The organism is Streptomyces sp. NPDC090119, from assembly GCF_044747085.1.
Lineage (GTDB): Bacteria > Actinomycetota > Actinomycetes > Streptomycetales > Streptomycetaceae > Streptomyces.
The window spans coordinates 768900-785668 of record NZ_JBIVDK010000003.1 but is presented as its reverse complement, the minus strand read 5'-3'; the positions used below and the strand labels follow the sequence as shown (position 1 = coordinate 785668).

The following is a 16769-nucleotide window of genomic DNA, read 5'->3' as shown; positions in this document are numbered from 1 at the left end:
ACTCGGTTCTACCGGACCTGAGTTGATCATCGGTGGGGGGAGGGAGATGCTACGCGCTCCGGGGCGGGGCTCGCGGCCCGGAGGGTGCGGTTCCGGCCGCCCCAGCCCGCGACCACCAGCGCGGTCGCCGCGAGCACCACCAGGGCGACCGTGCGCAGTGCCGGGCCCATGCCGTCGAGCAGGCCGGTGTGCGCGGAGAGCACGGTGCCGGTGACGGCGACGCCCAGCGCGGCACCGGTCTCGCGGGCCGTGGTGCCGAGGCCGCTGCCGAGTCCGGCCTGATGCGCGGGGAGCGAGGTGATCACGCCCACGGTGAGCGCGGGCATCGACAGGCCGGTACCGGCGGAGACCACCAGCAGCCAGCACACGTACAGCGCGTACGGGGTGTCCGCGTCGGCGGTCGACGCGGCGAGCAGGCCGAGGCCGATCAGGGCGAGGCCGGTGCCGACGAGCGCGCGGGGACGGTGGGCCCAGCGTCCGGCGAGCCGCTGGGACAGGGCCATCCCGACCGGCAGCGGCAGGATCGCCAGGCCGGTCAGGGCGGCGCCCATGCCCTTCGCCTCCTGGAGGTACTGGGAGTTGACGAAGAACAGCGCGAACAGGCCGAAGAAACCGGTGGCCGTGCCGAGGGACGCGGCGCGCAGCCGGGCCGAGGCGAAGACGCGCGGGTCGAAGAGCGGGGCGGGGGAGCGCAGGGCGTGCGCGGTGAAGGCGCCGGTCAGCACGGCACCGGCGGCGAAGGAGCCCAGGATGCGGGCGGAGGTCCAGCCGTAGGAGGGGCCCTCGATGATGCCGAACAGCACGGCGACCAGGCCCCCGGTGAGCAGCAGGGTGCCCAGTGGGTCGAGGCCGGTGCCGGGGGTGCGCGGGGTGCGCGGGGTGGTCCGGGCGACGGCGGCGGCGAGCAGTGCGGCGAGCGGCACCATGACGGCGAACAGGGCCCGCCAGGAAAGGTATTGCCCGGCGAAGCCGCCCGCCAGGTTGCCGACCCCGCCGCCCAGGCCGAGCGACAGCGTCCAGGCGCCCATCGCGCGGGCCCGGGTCTCGGGCGTGGACAGCCGCATCAGGATGGACAGCGTGGCCGGGGTGATCAGCGCGGCTCCGGCCCCGGAGATGGCCCGGCCCGCGATGAGGACGGCCGGGTCACCGGCGAGGGCACCGGTCGCGGCGCCCGCGGCGAACAGGGCGAGGCCGGTGAGCAGGGCGCCCTTGCGGCCGTAGCGGTCGCCGAGGGCGCCGGCCGGGACGAGGAGTCCGGCGAAGGCGATGACGTAGGCGTCCACTATCCACAGCAGCTGGCTGTGCGAGGGGTGCGGGGATGACGCCATGAACTGGGGGATCAGCAGGTTGATCGCGGCGACCATGCTCTGGGCGACCAGGACACAGGCGCACAGCACGAGCAGCGTCGAGCGTTTCAGGGCAGGCGGGGGCACGGCTCCTCCGGGAGCTGGTCGGGGTGGTGCGGGGGTGTGCCTTCACCGTAGGGTCGGGTCCGACCTGCTTTCCAGTGCAACCTTCGCAAGGGATGATTGCGTGTGGCGCAATCTGGAGACGCCTCGCCGCTCGCGGGCGTGGACCTCAATCTGCTGCTCGCGCTCGACGTGCTCCTGGAGGAGCAGAGCGTCCGGGATGCCGCCCGGCGGCTGCATCTGTCGGAGCCCGCGATGAGCCGCACCCTCGGCCGCATCCGCAAGGCGCTCGGCGACCCCGTACTGGTGCGCGCCGGGCGGCAGATGGTGCCGACCCCGCACGCGCTGGCGGTGCGGGCCGAGGTGAGCGCGGTGGTCGAGCGGGCCCGCGCGCTGTTCGCGCCCGGCCGGGACACCGACCCGCGCACCATGACCCGTACCTTCACGATCCTCGGCCACGACGCGACCGCCGCCACCCTCGGCGCCCCGCTGCTGACCCGCACCGCCCGCGAGGCGCCCGGCATCCGGCTGCGGTTCCTCTCCGAGAGCCCGGTCGACGCCCCCTTCCTGCGCCAGGGCACCGCCGACCTGGAGATCGGCGTGGTCGACACCACCGCCCCCGAGGTGCGCGTGGAGACGCTGTACGAGGACGTGATGCTCGGCGTCGTACGGGCCGGACACCCGCTGCTGGAAGGGGAGTTGACCCCGGAGCGGTTCGCCGGTGCGGCCGGGCATCTCAGCGTGTCCCGGCGGGGGCGGCTGCACGGACCGATCGACGACGCGCTCGCCGCGCTCGGGCTCGCGCGGCAGGTGGTCGGCAGCGTCGGGACCTACCCGGCCTCGCTGTTCGTGGTGCGGGACACCGACCTGATCGGGATCGTCAGCCGGGGCGGTCGGCCCATGGCCGAGCCGCTCGGGCTGGTGACCTTCCCGATCCCGCTCCCGCTGCCGCCGCTGGAGGTCGGGCTCGCCTGGCACCCCCGGCACGACGCCGACCCGGCGCACGCCTGGCTGCGTGCCACGGTGAAGGAGTTGATGGCCGAGCGGATTGCGGTTTCCTGACCGCCTGTCACCCCTCTATGCTCGGCGCTCGTCCACATCTCGTCGTGGGCGCAAGGACTTCCATGCATCGGGGGATGGCATGAGCAGTGCTCAGGTGCCGCCGCAGGCGAAGCGGCCCATGGCCGAGGGGGCGCCGGTCGAGCCGCCGCCCACCCCGCCCCACGCGAGCGAGGCGACCCGGCTGCTGTGCGCGGGTGTCTATCTGGACTCCGGCTACCGGGACCGCGTCATCGAGGAACTCCACCTCAACGAGCAGCGGATCGTGGCCCCTTCGTTCGGCTTCGACGCGGCCCGGGTGCTCGCGCACGCGCTGCGCGCCCGGCGGCAGGAGCTGGTCTGGGCGGGCGTGATCGCGGGGCTGTGGCTGGTGGGCACGGTGCTCAGCGGCGGGCTGCTCGCGCTGTACCTGTGGCCCAGTATCTGGCTCGCGCTCGCCCCGTGGCTGCGCGGACGGGCCGCGCGCCCGCCGCTGTACCGCGCCGTCTTCGCCTTCCTGGCGCGGTGGTGGGGGCGCGCGTGGTTCGCCACGCTGTTCGTCATCACCGTCTTCGCCGCGTTCGGCGGGGGTGCGGCCGACGAGCCGACCTACGACCCCTACGGCTACGGCAGCCCCGAGGACTTCTCCGACTCGCTCACCCCCGCCGTCGAGGTCTGGCAGGGGTGGTGCACGCTCGTGGTGCTGGCGCTGATCGCGCTGTGCGTGCACGCCCAGCGCACCCAGTTCAGCCGGGCCCTGGCCGCCGAACTCTCCCCGCAGCGCTTCCCGGACGCCACCGCCGACCCCGCCGAGCAGGCGCCCGGCCCCCGCTTCCAGCGGCTCCGGCAGCGCATCCGGCTGGAGCAGCACGCCCCGCTGGTCATGTACCACGAGGCGCGTCCGTTCTGCGGCGCCGGGGACGCGTACGACACCTGGGTGCTTGCCGTGGAACTCAAGCCGGACGAGCTGGCGAAGGAACGGCAGCCGCTGAGCAACCGGGCGATCCTGGAGAAGATCCGCCCCCGCCTGGAGCAGCTGCGTGTCCCGGCCGAGTACGCGGGCCCCGGCGTCCGGGACCGGCTGCGCCGACTGGAGATCGACGAGTGCGTGTTCCTCCCGGCGGAGGGGCTGCGCACCCGCGACCAGGCGCCGTACACCCCCGAGGCGTTCGAGGAGCACCGGGCGCGGGCGGTGGAGGAGGGTGCCGAGAAGCGGCGGCACTTCCTGCGCGTCCGGGTCGGCGGCTGGGACGAGGAGCTGGTCGTCACGGTGTACGTCCGCGTCCACACCCAGGGCGGCATGCTGATGCTGGAGATCGCCCCGCATGTGCTGACGCCGGTGCGCGAGGACTTCAAGGACGCCGACCGGATGGCCCACCGGTTCCGCCACAACAACTCCCTTGGCAAGGCCGCCACCGCCCTCGTCCTGGTACCGGGTTCGGCGGGCCGGGCGTTCGCCCAGCTGGGCCGGGGCCTGACGCTCGGCTGGCGGCTGCTGACCGGCGGCTACGCGGGCGCCCTGCCCGACGGCCCCGCCCTCTCGGTGCGCGAGCTGGGCTCCACGCCCGTCGGCTCGCTGTTCCAGGAGATGGACGTGGCCCGCTATCTGCGCGGCGTGCAGGACCGGGTGGCCGACGGCGTACGGTCCGCGCTCGCCGAATCCGGTTACCAGACCGGTGAGTTCGTCCGGAAGATCGTCAACATCCGCAACGGTGACGTGCACATCGGCCGGGTCGAGGGAAGCACCTTCGCGGTCGGCAGCCACGCCTCCGCCACCTCCATGAGCGCGCCCGCGCCGCAGAAGGGAGCCGGAAATGGCCGGTGAGGAACCGAACGTACGCATCGGGGACGTGTCGGGGAGCACCTTCGCCATCGGCAGCCACGCGCACGCCGAGAGCCACCAGCACGGCTCGGGCGACCCCGGCGACCAGGAACTCCTGCGTGCGGTACGGGAGTTGCGGGCCGACCTGGAGCGGGTGCGGGGCACCGAGCAGACGGTGGCGCTGGACGCGGCGCTCGCCGAGACCGAGGCCGAGATCGCCCGCACCGGCCAGGCGGGTCCGACCCGCCGGGAACGCCTGCGGCAGCTGCTGGACGACTCGCAGGCCCTGCTGAGCGTGCTCGCTTCGGCGGGCGCCGTCGCGGGCCTGCTCGGAATGTGACCGGAAGACCTGGAGGGGGGCCGCGATGAGCGGGGGAGAGCGGTACTGGAACGAGGACACCCAGCGCTGGGAGGACGGCACCGTCGACCGGGCCGGGGCGACCCCACCGCCCCCGTCCCGCCCGGCCCACCCGCCCACGGCCCCCGTCTGGCCCCCGGCCGAGCCCTCGGCGGCCACCCCGACCTCCACCTGGCCCCCGGCGGACCCCCGCACATCTCCTCCGGAGACTCCCGGGACCGGGACCGGGGCCGACCCCGCGCCCCCGGCCATGGACGGGCCTGCGGATGCCCCGCAGCCCCCGGCCGAACCGTCGGAGTCCGCCGCCCCACCCCATGCCGACGCCTCGCCTCCGGCCGGTTCCCCGGGGTCCGCCGCCCCCGCCTCCACCGACGCCTCGGCTCCTGCCAGTCCGTCGACCGATGCCCGGCCTCCGGCCTCCGCCGCCTCGGCTCCTGCCGGTCCGTCGACCGACGCCCGGCCTCCGGTCGAGTCCCCTGGGTCCGCCGACGCCACCTCCACCGACGCCTCGGCTCCCGCCGGTCCGTCGACCGACGCCCGGCCCCCGGCCTCCGCCGCCCCGTCGGCCTCCACCTGGCCCCCCGCCGACCGACGCACGCCCCCGCCCGCCGCCTGGCCGCCCGCGGCCTCCTCCTCCACGGACTCCACGGACTCCCCGGGCTCCACGGAGCCGCACTCCCCGGCCTGGCCGCCCTCCGCCCCCGCGGACCCGCCGACCGCCTCCTGGCCGCCCGCGGACTCCCGAACCGCCCCCTGGCCCCCCGCGCACCACCCCGACCCCCCGTCCGCCTCCTGGTCCCCGACCACCACCAACCCGGAGCCGCCGGTCACCGCCCCCTGGCCCCCCGTCGACCCGGTCCCGGAGCCGCCCGCGAGGGACTCCAGCCGACGGGTGCTCTGGCTGGTGATCGTCGGCGCGGCGGTGGCCGGGGTCGCGGTGAGCCTCGTGCTGACCCAGGTCGTCGGCCGGGACAAGGGCGACGACGCCCGCCCCGTCGTCCGTCACTCGTCCTCCGCCCCGGTGACCCCGAGCGCGTCCCCCTCCCCCTCCCCGACCCCCTCGCCCAGCGCGCCCCCCGCCGGATACGAGCTGCGCGACGACAGCGAGGGCTTCCGGGTCGCGGTGCCCGAGGGATGGACGCGGGCCGAGGTGCCCTCCCAGTACGGCATGTCCGTGGTCAACTTCCGCAGCCCCGACCGGGAGCGCAGGCTCCAGGTGTACGAGGTGTCGGAGGCGAGCCCGGACGCGTCCTTCGACCTGTACCTGTCCGACCAGACCGCGAAGCCGCGCGGCTTCGAGAAGCTGGCGCTGACCAACCTCGACGAGGGCGACTTCACCGGCTCCCGTCTGGAGTACCTGGCCGACGCCATCCGGGACGAGCCCGAGGTGGGCACCTGGCACGTATACGACGAGCGGTTCGTCGCCGCCGACGGCAAGATCTACGCCCTCGCCGCGTACGGCGCGAACGCCGACGGCGGGGAGGACGAGCTGGAACTCCTCACCACCGCGCTCGCCTGGTTCTGCCCGCCCGGCATGAACTGCGACCCGACCGGGAACGCGGCGCTGGACTGATCGAATCGACCCGGTTCGCGGGAGTGCGTACCGCCGTCGTGATCTATACCACCCTCCAGTGCCCGATTCCTCCGCCTTTCTCCCGTAATTTCCGTGACGCAGCACACTTTCGGCCACTGAATGCGCATGCGGTTCGCGGGCCGAGGGCATGCGGTCAACCGCCCGGACGTGGCAGCTCTGTCACGCAGGGCGGCTGAACAGGAACGGAAGGCAAAACCGATCATGGCGGACAGAACGGAACGACCGGCTACGGCCACCATCTACGCGGGATGCGAGTGGCTGGAAGCCGACTCCGGGGAGACCCGCGAGATCCTGGACCCGGCGGACGGACGACCGTTCGCCACGGTCGCGGAGGGCGGCGTCAAGGACGTCGACCGGGCGGTTGCCGCCGCGCGCCGCGCGTTCGACGAGGGCCCCTGGCCGCACACCCCGGTCGCCGAGCGCGCCGCCCTGCTGCGCCGCGTCGCCGACCTCCTGGTCCGCGACCGCGAGGAGCTGGGCCTGCTGGAGAGCCGGGACGCGGGCAAGACCGTCGAGGAGGGCCGCGTCGACATCGACTGCGTCGCCGACGCCTTCCGCTACTTCGCCGACCTGGTCGCCGCCGAGGCGCCCGGCCGGGTGGTCGACGCGGGCTCACCCGACATCCACAGCGTCGTCGTGCACGAGCCGGTCGGTGTCTGCTCGCTGATCACCCCATGGAACTATCCGCTGCTCCAGGCAAGCTGGAAGATCGCCCCGGCGCTCGCGGCGGGCAACACCTTCGTGATCAAGCCCAGCGAGATCACCCCGATGACCACCGTCGCGCTCATCGGGCTGCTGGTGGAGGCCGGACTCCCCGAGGGTGTCGCGGGCCTGGTCACCGGCCCCGGCCACACCGTCGGCGCCCGCCTCTCCGACCACCCCGACGTCGACCTGGTCTCCTTCACCGGCGGCCTGGTCAGCGGCGTCAAGGTGGCCCAGGCCGCCGCGCCGAGCGTGAAGAAGGTCGCCCTGGAGCTCGGCGGCAAGAACCCCAACGTGGTCTTCGCCGACGCCTGCGCCACCGAGGAGGGCTTCGACACCGCCGTCGACCAGGCCCTCAACGCCGCGTTCATCCACAGCGGCCAGGTCTGCTCGGCGGGCGGCCGCCTCATCGTCGAGGAGTCCGTCCGGGACCGCTTCGTCGCCGAACTCGCCCTGCGCGCCCAGAAGATCAGGCTCGGCCGCGGCACCGCACCCGGCGTCGAGTGCGGACCGCTGGTCTCCGCGCAGCAGCGCGCCAAGACCGAGGACTTCGTCGCCTCCGCGCTCGCCGAGGGCGCCACCCTGGTCTGCGGCGGCAAGCGCCCCGAGCCCACCGCCGACCGCCCCGAGTCCGGCTACTTCTACGAGCCGACCGTCCTCGACCACTGCCACCGCGAGATGCGTGTCGTGCGCGAAGAGGTCTTCGGCCCGGTCCTCACCGTCGAGACCTTCCGCACCGAGGACGAGGCGATCACCCTCGCCAACGACACCGAGTACGGCCTCGCGGGCGCCGTCTGGACCACCGACCCCGGCCGCGCCCGGCGCGTCGCCGCCAAGCTGCGGCACGGCACCGTGTGGATCAACGACTTCCACCCCTACCTGCCGCAGGCGGAGTGGGGCGGCTTCGGCAAGAGCGGCACCGGCCGCGAGCTGGGCCCCGCCGGTCTCGCCGAGTACCGCGAGACCAAGCACGTGTACCAGAACCTCGCCCCGAGCCCCGTGCGCTGGTTCGCCGGCTGAGCCCCGCCAGACCTCCTCGTACGACCTCCCTGCCCCCAGGAGTCAGACACCCCATGCCCGAACACATCCACGAGTACGACTACGTCGTCGTCGGCGGCGGCACGGCGGGCTCCGTCATCGCCTCCCGCCTGACCGAGAACCCGGACGTCACCGTCGCCGTCATCGAGGGCGGCCCGAGCGACGTCGACCGCGACGACGTCCTCACGCTGCGCCGCTGGATGGGCCTGCTCGGCGGCGACCTCGACTACGACTACCCGACCACCGAGCAGCCGCGCGGCAACTCCCACATCCGGCACAGCCGGGCCCGCGTCCTCGGCGGCTGCTCCTCGCACAACACCCTGATCTCGTTCAAGCCGCTCCCCTCCGACTGGGACGAGTGGGAGCAGGCCGGGGCGACCGGCTGGGGCGCCGTGCCGATGGAGGCGTACTTCGCCCGGCTGAAGAACAACATCGTCTCGGTGGACGAGAAGGACCGGAACGCCATCGCGCGGGACTTCGTGGACGCCGCGCAGTCCACGCTCGGCGTGCCGCGGATCGAGGGCTTCAACAAGAAGCCGTTCACCGACGGTGTCGGCTTCTTCGACCTCTCGTACCACCCCGAGAACAACAAGCGCTCCTCCGCGTCCGTCGCCTACCTGCACCCGGTGATGGACGAGCGCACCAACCTCCACCTCTTCCTGGAGACCTGGGCGTACCGGCTGGAGCTGGACGGCACCCGCGCCGAAGGCGTCCACGTCCGCACCAAGGACGGCCAGGAACTCCTGGTCAAGGCGCGCAACGAGGTGGTGCTCTGCGCGGGCGCCGTCGACACCCCGCGGCTCCTGCTGCACTCGGGCATCGGCCCGCGCGCCGAGCTGGAAGCCCTCGGCATCCCGGTGGTGCTGGACCTGCCCGGCGTCGGCGAGAACCTGCTCGACCACCCGGAGTCGGTCATCGTCTGGGAGACCAACGGGCCCATCCCGGAGAACTCCGCGATGGACTCCGACGCGGGCCTGTTCGTCCGCCGCGACCCCGAACACGCGGGCCCGGACCTGATGTTCCACTTCTACCAGATCCCGTTCACGGACAATCCGGAGCGACTGGGCTACGAGCGGCCCGAGTTCGGCGTCTCCATGACCCCGAACATCCCCAAGCCGAAGAGCCGCGGCCGTCTCTACCTGACCAGCGCCGACCCCGAGGTCAAGCCCGCGCTGGACTTCCGGTACTTCACCGACGAGGACGACTACGACGCCCAGACCCTGGTCGACGGCATCCGCATCGCCCGCGAGGTCGCCAAGTCGGAACCACTGGCCCACTGGCTCAAGCGCGAGGTGTGCCCTGGACCCGAGGTCCAGGACGACGAGAGCTTGAGCGAGTACGCGCGCAAGGTCGCGCACACCGTGTACCACCCGGCCGGCACCTGCAAGATGGGCGCCGCCGATGACGAACTCGCCGTAGTGGACCCCGAGTTGCGTGTCCGGGGTCTCAACGGCATCCGCATAGCCGACGCGTCCGTCTTCCCGACGATGACCGCGGTGAACCCGATGATCGGAGTGCTCATGGTCGGGGAGAAGGCCGTCGAACTGATCGGTGGTGACGCGCGATGACGCTCACCGTTCCCACCCGTAAGCCGCCCACCGCCACCGAAGGGTCCGACGCGCCCGTCTTCGCCGTCGACGGCCTGTGGAAGGTGTTCGGACCCAAGCCCGAGCGCGTCCCCGCCGACCCGGAGCTGGCCGCGCTGAGCCCCGCCGAGCTGCGCGCCGAGACCGGCTGCACGGCCGCCGTGCGCGACGTGTCCTTCGAGGTCCGCAAGGGCGAGGTCTTCGTCGTCATGGGCCTGTCCGGCTCCGGCAAGTCCACCCTGGTGCGCTGCCTGACCCGGCTGATCGAGCCCACCGCGGGCACCATCGCCATCGACGGCGAGGACGTCCGCGCCATGGACCGCGGCCGACTGCGCGAACTGCGCCGCCACCGCGCCGCGATGGTCTTCCAGCACTTCGGCCTGCTGCCGCACCGCACCGTCCTCGACAACGTCGCCTACGGCCTGGAGATCCAGGGCATGGGCCGCGCCGAGCGCCGTGAGAAGGCCGCCGAGGTCGTCGCCAAGGTGGGTCTCGCGGGTATGGAGAAGCGCCGTCCGGGCCAGCTCTCCGGTGGTCAGCGCCAGCGTGTCGGCCTCGCCCGCGCCCTCGCCGTGGACCCCGAAGTCCTGCTCTTCGACGAGCCGTTCAGCGCGCTCGACCCGCTGATCCGGCGCGACATGCAGGACGAGGTGGCCCGCCTGCACGAGGAGGAGGGCCGGACGATGGTGTTCATCACCCACGACCTCTCCGAGGCCCTCAAGCTCGGCGACCGCATCGCCCTGATGCGGGACGGCCGCGTGGTCCAGCTCGGCACCCCCGAGGAGATCGTCAACTCCCCGGCCGACGACTACGTCCGCGAGTTCGTCCGTGACGTGCCGCGCGAGCAGGTCGTCACCTGCCGCACCGCCATGCGCCCCGCCACCCTCGAAGAGGCGGGCAGCGGTCCCGCCGTCAGCCCCGAGGCCCCGGTCGCCGAGGCCATCGAGGCCGTCGCCCGCGCGGGCGAACCGGCGCGCGTGATGGACGACGGCACCTGCATGGGCGTCGTCGACTCCGACGCGCTGCTCAACGTGGTCGCGGGCACCGGCGTCGCCGCCCCCGCCGAGCGGGAGGCCGAGCCCACCCTCGTGGCCGCCGCCCCCGAGCGCGAGGCGGTCTGATGGCCACGATCACCGCCCCCACCGCCCGCCGCGGCCTGCCCGCCCTGCTCAGATCGCGCCCGGCGGCCAAGCTCCTGACCCTCGCCGTCGCCGCCGCCGTCCTCGTCCCGCTGCTCGACAGCCGCTGGGGCAGCGGACACTGGCCGCACGCGCTGACCGTGAGCCTCACCGGCCCGCTCGGCGACGCCAGCGACTGGGTGATGAACAACCGGGACACCCACCCGATTTTCCTGTACTTCTTCGGCCACATCAGCAACGCGGTCGTGCTCTGCGTCCGCGGTGTTTACCTCGCCCTGCTCGCCCTGGGCTGGGTCGGCGTCACCGCGCTCGGCGCCCTGGTCGCCTGGCGGGTCGCCGGGGTGAAGCTGGCCGCCGGTACGGCCGTGGCGTTCCTCGCCTGCGGCGCGCTCGGCATGTGGCTGCCCACCATGCAGACGCTCGCGCTCATGGTGGCCGCCGTACTCGCGTCCGTCGCCGTCGGCGTCCTGCTCGGCCTCGCCGGCGGTCTCTCCGAGCGGATGGACCGCGCCCTGCGCCCGGTGCTGGACACCATGCAGGTGCTCCCGGCCTTCGCCTACCTGCTGCCCGTGGTGCTGGTCTTCGGCATCGGCGTCCCCGCCGCCGTCCTCGCCACCGTGGTCTACGCGGCCCCGCCGATGGCCCGGCTCACCGCGCTCGGCCTGCGTGGCGCCGACCCCGAGGTGCTGGAGGCCGTCCGCTCGCTCGGCGCCACCCCGCGCCAGCGGCTGCTGACCGCCCGCATCCCGCTGGCCCGCAAGGAACTCCTGCTCGGTCTCAACCAGACGATCATGATGGCGCTGTCCATGGCCGTCATCGCCTCCGTCATCGGCGCGGGCGGCCTCGGTGACCGCGTCTACCAGGCGCTCGCCTCCGTCGACGTCGGCGCCGCCCTCGCGGCCGGTATCCCGATCGTGCTGCTCGCCATCGTGCTGGACCGGGTGACCGCGGCCGCGGGCCGTGCCGCCGACAGCACCGACGAGTCCCGCGGCAAGGCATGGCTGTACGCCCTCGCGGGCACGGCCGCCGCCGCGCTCGCCGCGCGCTTCCTCGGCCTGCTCGAATGGCCCGGGGGCGCGACCCTGAACATCGCGGAGCCGGTCAACCAGGCCGTCAACTGGATGACCGCGCACCTCTACTCCGGCGTCCCCGTCATCGGCGGCACCGCCGACTGGGCCGCGCACTTCACCACCTGGATGCTGGACCCGCTGCGCGACGGCCTGCGCGCGCTGCCCTGGTGGTCGGTCCTGCTGATCGTCGCCGGGCTCGCCTGGCTGATCGGCACCTGGCGCACCGCGCTGACCGCCACCCTCGCCATGGCCGCGATCGGCGTGCTCGGCGTGTGGGACTCCTCCCTCGACACCCTCTCCCAGGTGCTGGCCGCCGTCGCCGTCACCCTGGTCCTCGGCATCGCCACCGGCATCTGGGCCGCCCGCAGCGACCGGGTGGACCGGGCGCTGCGCCCTGTACTGGACGTGTTCCAGACCATGCCGCAGTTCGTGTACCTGATCCCGGTGGTCGCCCTGTTCGGCGTGGGCCGCGCCCCCGCCGTCGCCGCCGCCGTGGTCTACGCCCTCCCGGCCGTCGTCCGGATCACCGCGCAGGGCCTGCGCCAGGTCGACCCGGCCGCGCTGGAGTCGGCCCGTTCGCTGGGCGCCACCGGCCGCCAGCAGCTCTGGCAGGTCCAGCTCCCGCTGGCCCGCCGCTCGCTGCTGCTCGCCGTCAACCAGGGCGTGGTCCTGGTCCTCGCCGTCGTCATCATCGGCGGTCTGGTCGGCGCGGGTGCCCTCGGCTACGACGTCGCGTTCGGCCTCGCCCAGGGCGACCTGGCGACCGGCCTGGTCGCCGGTGCCGCGATCGTCTGCCTCGGCCTGATGCTCGACCGGGTGACCCAGCCCACCGGCCGCCGCGCGAAGAAGGGAGCGTGACATGCGATTCCGTACGACCCTCTCGGTGAGCGTCGCGGCCGCGTCCGCGCTCGCCCTGCTCACCGGCTGCGGCGCCGCCGACATGACCAAGCAGGCGAGCCCGTTCGCCAACGCGGGCGGCGCCAAGAGCATGACCATCTCCGTGCAGTCCTGGGTGGGCGCGCAGTCCAACGTGGCGGTCGCCAAGTACCTGCTGGAACACAAGATGGGCTACCGCGTCGACACCGTCCAGGTCGACGAGATCCCCGCCTGGGACGCGCTCAGCCAGGGCCGCGTCGACGCCCTGCTGGAGGACTGGAGCCACCCCGAGCAGGAGAAGCGGTACGTCCACGACAAGAAGACCGTCACCTACGCGGGCGGGCTCGGCGTCACCGGGCACATCGGCTGGTTCGTGCCGACGTACTTCGCCAAGCAGCACCCGGACATCACGGACTGGAAGAACCTCAACAAGTACGCGGACCAGTTCCGCACCGCCGAGTCCGGCGGCAAGGGCCAGATCATGGACGGCTCCCCGGCCTACGTCACCCATGACAAGGCCCTGGTGAAGAACCTGAAGCTCGACTACCAGGTCGTCTTCGCCGGGTCCGAGGCCGCGCAGATCACCCAGATCAAGCAGTTCGCCAAGGAGAAGAAGCCCTTCCTGTCCTACTGGTACACCCCCCAGTGGCTGTTCAAGAAGGTCCCCATGACGGAGGTGAAGCTCCCGCCCTACAAGGAGGGCTGCGACACCGACACCGCGAAGATCACCTGCGCGTACCCGAAGACCCCGCTGCGCAAGTTCCTCAACGCCGACTTCGCCCGCTCCGGCGGCAAGGGCGCGGAGTTCCTCAAGAACTTCCACTGGACGACGGAGGACCAGAACGAGGTCTCCCTCATGATCGCCGAGCAGAAGCTCAGCCCCGAGGAGGCCGCGAAGAAGTGGGTCGACACCCACCCGGACCAGTGGAAGCGCTGGCTTCCCTGACGTGACAGCGCCGGGCGGCGGACTCATGATCCGTCCGGAACTCTAGAGATCGCTAGCTCGGCCATTGCTCGGCCGAGCAGTAGCGAATCATGGGCCGTCCAGACAACGCACGCGAAAGGCCCCGCCCGGAGTTGGGCGGGGCCTGCCGATGGGGCACCTAGTGCCGCATCAGGCAACGTTCGCCCTGTCGACTACCTCGCGTAGGCATTCGTCGGCGGCATGCTTGTTCCGCCAGATGATGTAGCGGCGGATCATGCTGCTCTGCTCCTTGTGGCTGGCGTGGTCCGTTCCGTCCAGTGCGAAGTAGCGCAGGGCGGTGAATTGGGCCTCGATGCGGTTCAGCCAGGAGCTGTTGGTCGGTGTGTGGGCGAACTCAATGTTGTTGGCCACGGCCCAGTCGCCGACCCGGGAGTCCTTCTTCGTGGTCAGGTGTGGAGAGAAGTTGTCCAGGACGATCGCGATCCGGACCTCGGGCGGGTAGACGCTGCGCAGGTAGCGGCAGAACTCGAGGAACCTCGTGCGGTTCTTCGCGGGTGTAGGTCGCCCGCCCGCGGGGGCGGGGTTCCCGGTCGGGGTCCTTGTGCTTCCCGCCGCGCTCGGCCCATTGCCGCCCGGGGTGGGGCTGGAGGTTGAGCGGGACGAACTCGTCCAGGCATAAGACGACTTCGGGTTCGCCGTCCTCGGGTATGACCTCTGCGTCGGCGATCGCGTAGAGGCGTTCGACGCGGGCCCTCGTGGCTGATGTCGTCGACCACCCCCTCGGCGACCAGGAAGTCGGCCAGTTTGGCCAGGCTCCAGGTCGAGAACGGCAGGCCGTGCTCGACCGGCTTGGACTTGGCGATCTTCTTGACCTCCCGGCGTTCGGGAAGAGTGAAGGTTCTGGGCCGGCCGCCCTCGTACTTGGGGTAGAGGGAGTCGAAGCCGTCGGCGTTAAAAGTTGTGGATCACATCCCGGACGCGGTCCGGGCTGGTGAACGTCACCTCGACATCGCTCGGCGTTTCCTCAGCTCAGCGAGCCACACCCGTACCTGTTCGTCGTCGTGCAGGTAGCCACCGTGCTCGCCCGCAGGGAGATCGATTCCGTGGAGGCGGTTCAGCGCCCACCAGGAGAGGTCGTCCCAGACGATCCCGTCCTCCATCACCCACCTCGCCGCCCAGCGATCGGCCTCGTCCCTGGGCAGCCGACCCGCGACAAGCTCAACGAAGCGATCTTCGATCTCATCAAGAGCTGGCTGGCTGCTGGCATCCATGCCCTGACCGTACAAGCAGGGCGAACGTTGCCTGATGCGGCACTAGCAAGCTGGAGACCGCGGGTCGGGAGTGGACGCTGCTTCCTGGGCGGCCATGACCTCGTCGCCGTGCTCGAAGGCCCATGCGCCGATGGTGTCGATGGGTGCCAGCAAGGTCCGGCCCAGGGGCGTGAGTTGGTACTCGACCCGTGAGGGGTGGTCGTCGTCTGTCTGCCGGTCGACCAGTCCGTTGAACCGCAGTCGGCGCAGGGTCTCGGTGAGGACCTTGGAACTGATGCCACCGATCCGCTCCCGTAGTTCGACCGGGCGCCGGGGGCCGTCGCGGAGTGCCCAGAGCACCACGGCGTTCCAGGTGTTGGAGAGCAGGTCGAAGGCGAGGCGGGCGCGGCAGTCGGCGAGGAAGGCGTCGGTCGTCACGTACCGAATGGTGCCCGAACGGTTCTCTAGCGTCGGTGTGAACGAGCGAAGCAGGCATGGAGAGGACCGCGCGCGATGAGAATCGGTGTACTGGGCACGGGCAACATGGCCGACGCACTCGCCACCCACTGGGTGCGGGCCGGGCACGAGGTGACCATCGGGGGACGGGACCCACGCGGGGCGGAGCGGCTCGCGACGCGCGTCGGAGGCGGCGCGAAGCCTGCCAGTCTGCGTGGGGCGGCCGAGTCCGGTGAGGTGGTGCTGGCCGCGCTGCCCTTCGGGGCGGGAGCGGTCGTGGCACGGGACCTGCACGCGGCGCTGGCGGGCAAGGTGCTGCTCGACTGCTCGAACCCGGTCGGTCCGGGCTTCCGGTTGCTCACGGAAGGAGCCCCCTCCGCCGCGCAGCGACTCGCCGCGGCGGCGCCGGGAGCCCACGTGGTCAAGGCTTTCAACCTCTGCCACGAGGATGTGTGGCGCATGTGGCCACCCGTCTTCGACGGACGACCACTGGCCGTACCGGTCTGCGGAGACGACGAGACCGCCCTCGCGCGTGCGAGCGAGTTGGTACGGGACGTGGGCTGCCAACCCGTGACCGCCGGCGGTCTCGTACGCGCCGGACTCCTGGAGGCGACCGCCGCACTCTTCATCGCCCTGTGGGTCGGCGAGGGAGCGGACGCGCAGGCGATCGCCCCTCCGCTGGCCTACGCGGCCGGGCCGCCCCATCAGGGCGTGTGATCACACTCAGCGGAGGCACCTGCCCGTTCGAGCACGGGCCTCGCAGCGGGCCGCCCCGGACTCACCCCCGCGCAGGCTGTCTCCTCACCTGATCGCCGGAACACAGAACAGGTACATGTCGCGGGACTGGTACTCGCGAGCCCCGTCGGCTCCAGCCATCACCTCGACGGCCCCGCGCAGCAGCCGACCTGCCCGTCCGGCGCTGCGTCAACCCCAGTTTGGCGGCAGGAGTGCCCAGGAGCCGTGGTCCAGCCATTCCCTGAACCGGACGGGCCGGGCGCCGTCGGCGTGGTCCAGGGACAGGGGGACGATGCGGTCGCACGTGGCCCGCCCGTCCCACCAGACCGTGCCGGACAGCGGGCCGGTCAGGGCCAGCAAGCTGGAGAAGCCGCAGCCGTGTTCCTGGATGACGATCGCGCCCGCCGTCTTCAGATCCTCGAACCTCTCGGCCTCGTCGTCCCAGGCGGACCGAGCCTCATCGCCCTCGAACGGCCCGGCCTGTGGTTCGCGCGCCAGCAGCTCGGCCTCGGCCTCGGCGTACGAGTCGGGATGCGGGAAGGGCATGCCCAGCAGCTCGCGTCGCCCCTCGTAGTTCCCCGCCCACCACCAGCCACGGTCGGTCCGCTCGAGCCGGAAGAGCGCCCCGCCCGCGCTCACCTCGCGCAGATACGCTCGGTAGTCCTCGGGAAAGGACACCTCGAGTTCCCGTTCCGCCTCGGCGACTTCGGCTTCGGTGAGGGGCGACTCCGTCATGGGGCGAGCCTAAGTCGAGGGCGGATCAGGGCTCGC

14 protein-coding genes and 1 pseudogene are annotated in these 16769 nt (G+C 72.4%); 10 read left to right on the top strand and 5 right to left on the bottom strand.

Translation table 11 applies throughout. The annotated features are described in order from the left end of the window. Nucleotides 1–26: 26 nt before the first annotated feature. A complete protein-coding gene (locus tag ACIPPM_RS16345) occupies nucleotides 27–1433 on the bottom strand; it encodes an MFS transporter (RefSeq protein WP_401447970.1) in 1407 nt (468 codons plus the stop codon). A gap of 96 nt (nucleotides 1434–1529) precedes the next feature. Between ACIPPM_RS16345 and ACIPPM_RS16340 the strand changes: the two genes are divergently transcribed. From ACIPPM_RS16340 to ACIPPM_RS16300, 9 genes are all read left to right on the top strand, one after another. Continuing rightward, entirely contained in the window at nucleotides 1530–2471 is a 942-nt protein-coding gene (locus tag ACIPPM_RS16340; RefSeq protein ID WP_401447968.1) for a LysR family transcriptional regulator, read from the top strand. Nucleotides 2472–2550: 79 nt separating this feature from the next. Beyond that, nucleotides 2551–4272, top strand: a complete 1722-nt coding sequence (locus ACIPPM_RS16335; RefSeq protein WP_401447965.1) for a hypothetical protein — start codon at nucleotides 2551–2553, stop codon at nucleotides 4270–4272. Next, nucleotides 4262–4609: a hypothetical protein gene (locus ACIPPM_RS16330; RefSeq protein ID WP_401447962.1), complete on the top strand. Its 348-nt coding sequence runs from the start codon at nucleotides 4262–4264 to the stop codon at nucleotides 4607–4609. Before ACIPPM_RS16335 ends, ACIPPM_RS16330 begins: the two co-directional genes overlap by 11 nt. A gap of 25 nt (nucleotides 4610–4634) precedes the next feature. Beyond that, on the top strand, nucleotides 4635–6200 hold the full coding sequence (locus tag ACIPPM_RS16325) for a hypothetical protein (RefSeq protein ID WP_401447960.1): 1566 nt from the start codon (nucleotides 4635–4637) through the stop codon (nucleotides 6198–6200). A gap of 222 nt (nucleotides 6201–6422) precedes the next feature. Then, complete coding sequence (locus ACIPPM_RS16320; RefSeq protein ID WP_401447958.1) at nucleotides 6423–7943, top strand: aldehyde dehydrogenase family protein; 1521 nt, start codon at nucleotides 6423–6425, stop codon at nucleotides 7941–7943. Between the two features lie 53 nt (nucleotides 7944–7996). Further along, the gene (locus tag ACIPPM_RS16315; protein WP_401447955.1) at nucleotides 7997–9529 is read left to right on the top strand and encodes a GMC family oxidoreductase; all 1533 of its coding nucleotides are present in this window, start codon (nucleotides 7997–7999) and stop codon (nucleotides 9527–9529) included. Then, nucleotides 9526–10668 (top strand): glycine betaine/L-proline ABC transporter ATP-binding protein, encoded by a 1143-nt coding sequence (locus tag ACIPPM_RS16310; RefSeq protein WP_401447953.1) that lies wholly within the window; start codon nucleotides 9526–9528, stop codon nucleotides 10666–10668. Before ACIPPM_RS16315 ends, ACIPPM_RS16310 begins: the two co-directional genes overlap by 4 nt. Next, entirely contained in the window at nucleotides 10668–12614 is a 1947-nt protein-coding gene (locus ACIPPM_RS16305) for an ABC transporter permease (RefSeq protein ID WP_401447950.1), read from the top strand. Before ACIPPM_RS16310 ends, ACIPPM_RS16305 begins: the two co-directional genes overlap by 1 nt. A 1-nt stretch (nucleotide 12615) precedes the next feature. Then, nucleotides 12616–13578, top strand: a complete 963-nt coding sequence (locus tag ACIPPM_RS16300; RefSeq protein WP_401447948.1) for an ABC transporter substrate-binding protein — start codon at nucleotides 12616–12618, stop codon at nucleotides 13576–13578. 168 nt (nucleotides 13579–13746) lie between these two features. On the opposite strand, the pseudogene ACIPPM_RS16295 reads toward ACIPPM_RS16300, so the two are convergent. From ACIPPM_RS16295 to ACIPPM_RS16285, 3 genes and pseudogenes are all read right to left on the bottom strand, one after another. After that, nucleotides 13747–14562, bottom strand: a pseudogene (locus tag ACIPPM_RS16295) (helix-turn-helix domain-containing protein); the annotation flags it as partial. Next, nucleotides 14556–14828, bottom strand: a complete 273-nt coding sequence (locus ACIPPM_RS16290; RefSeq protein WP_401447946.1) for a hypothetical protein — start codon at nucleotides 14826–14828, stop codon at nucleotides 14556–14558. The pseudogene ACIPPM_RS16295 and the gene ACIPPM_RS16290, both read right to left, overlap by 7 nt. Before the next feature lie 42 nt (nucleotides 14829–14870). Beyond that, nucleotides 14871–15245 carry a winged helix-turn-helix transcriptional regulator gene (locus tag ACIPPM_RS16285; protein ID WP_401447944.1) on the bottom strand — a complete coding sequence of 125 codons (375 nt, stop codon included), beginning with the start codon at nucleotides 15243–15245 and terminating at the stop codon, nucleotides 14871–14873. A 75-nt stretch (nucleotides 15246–15320) separates the two neighbouring features. Between ACIPPM_RS16285 and ACIPPM_RS16280 the strand changes: the two genes are divergently transcribed. Continuing rightward, nucleotides 15321–15980: an NADPH-dependent F420 reductase gene (locus tag ACIPPM_RS16280; protein ID WP_401447942.1), complete on the top strand. Its 660-nt coding sequence runs from the start codon at nucleotides 15321–15323 to the stop codon at nucleotides 15978–15980. A 207-nt stretch (nucleotides 15981–16187) separates the two neighbouring features. Here the strand turns inward: ACIPPM_RS16280 and ACIPPM_RS16275 are convergent, their stop codons facing one another. After that, nucleotides 16188–16733 carry an SMI1/KNR4 family protein gene (locus ACIPPM_RS16275; protein WP_401447939.1) on the bottom strand — a complete coding sequence of 182 codons (546 nt, stop codon included), beginning with the start codon at nucleotides 16731–16733 and terminating at the stop codon, nucleotides 16188–16190. Nucleotides 16734–16769 lie beyond the last annotated feature (36 nt).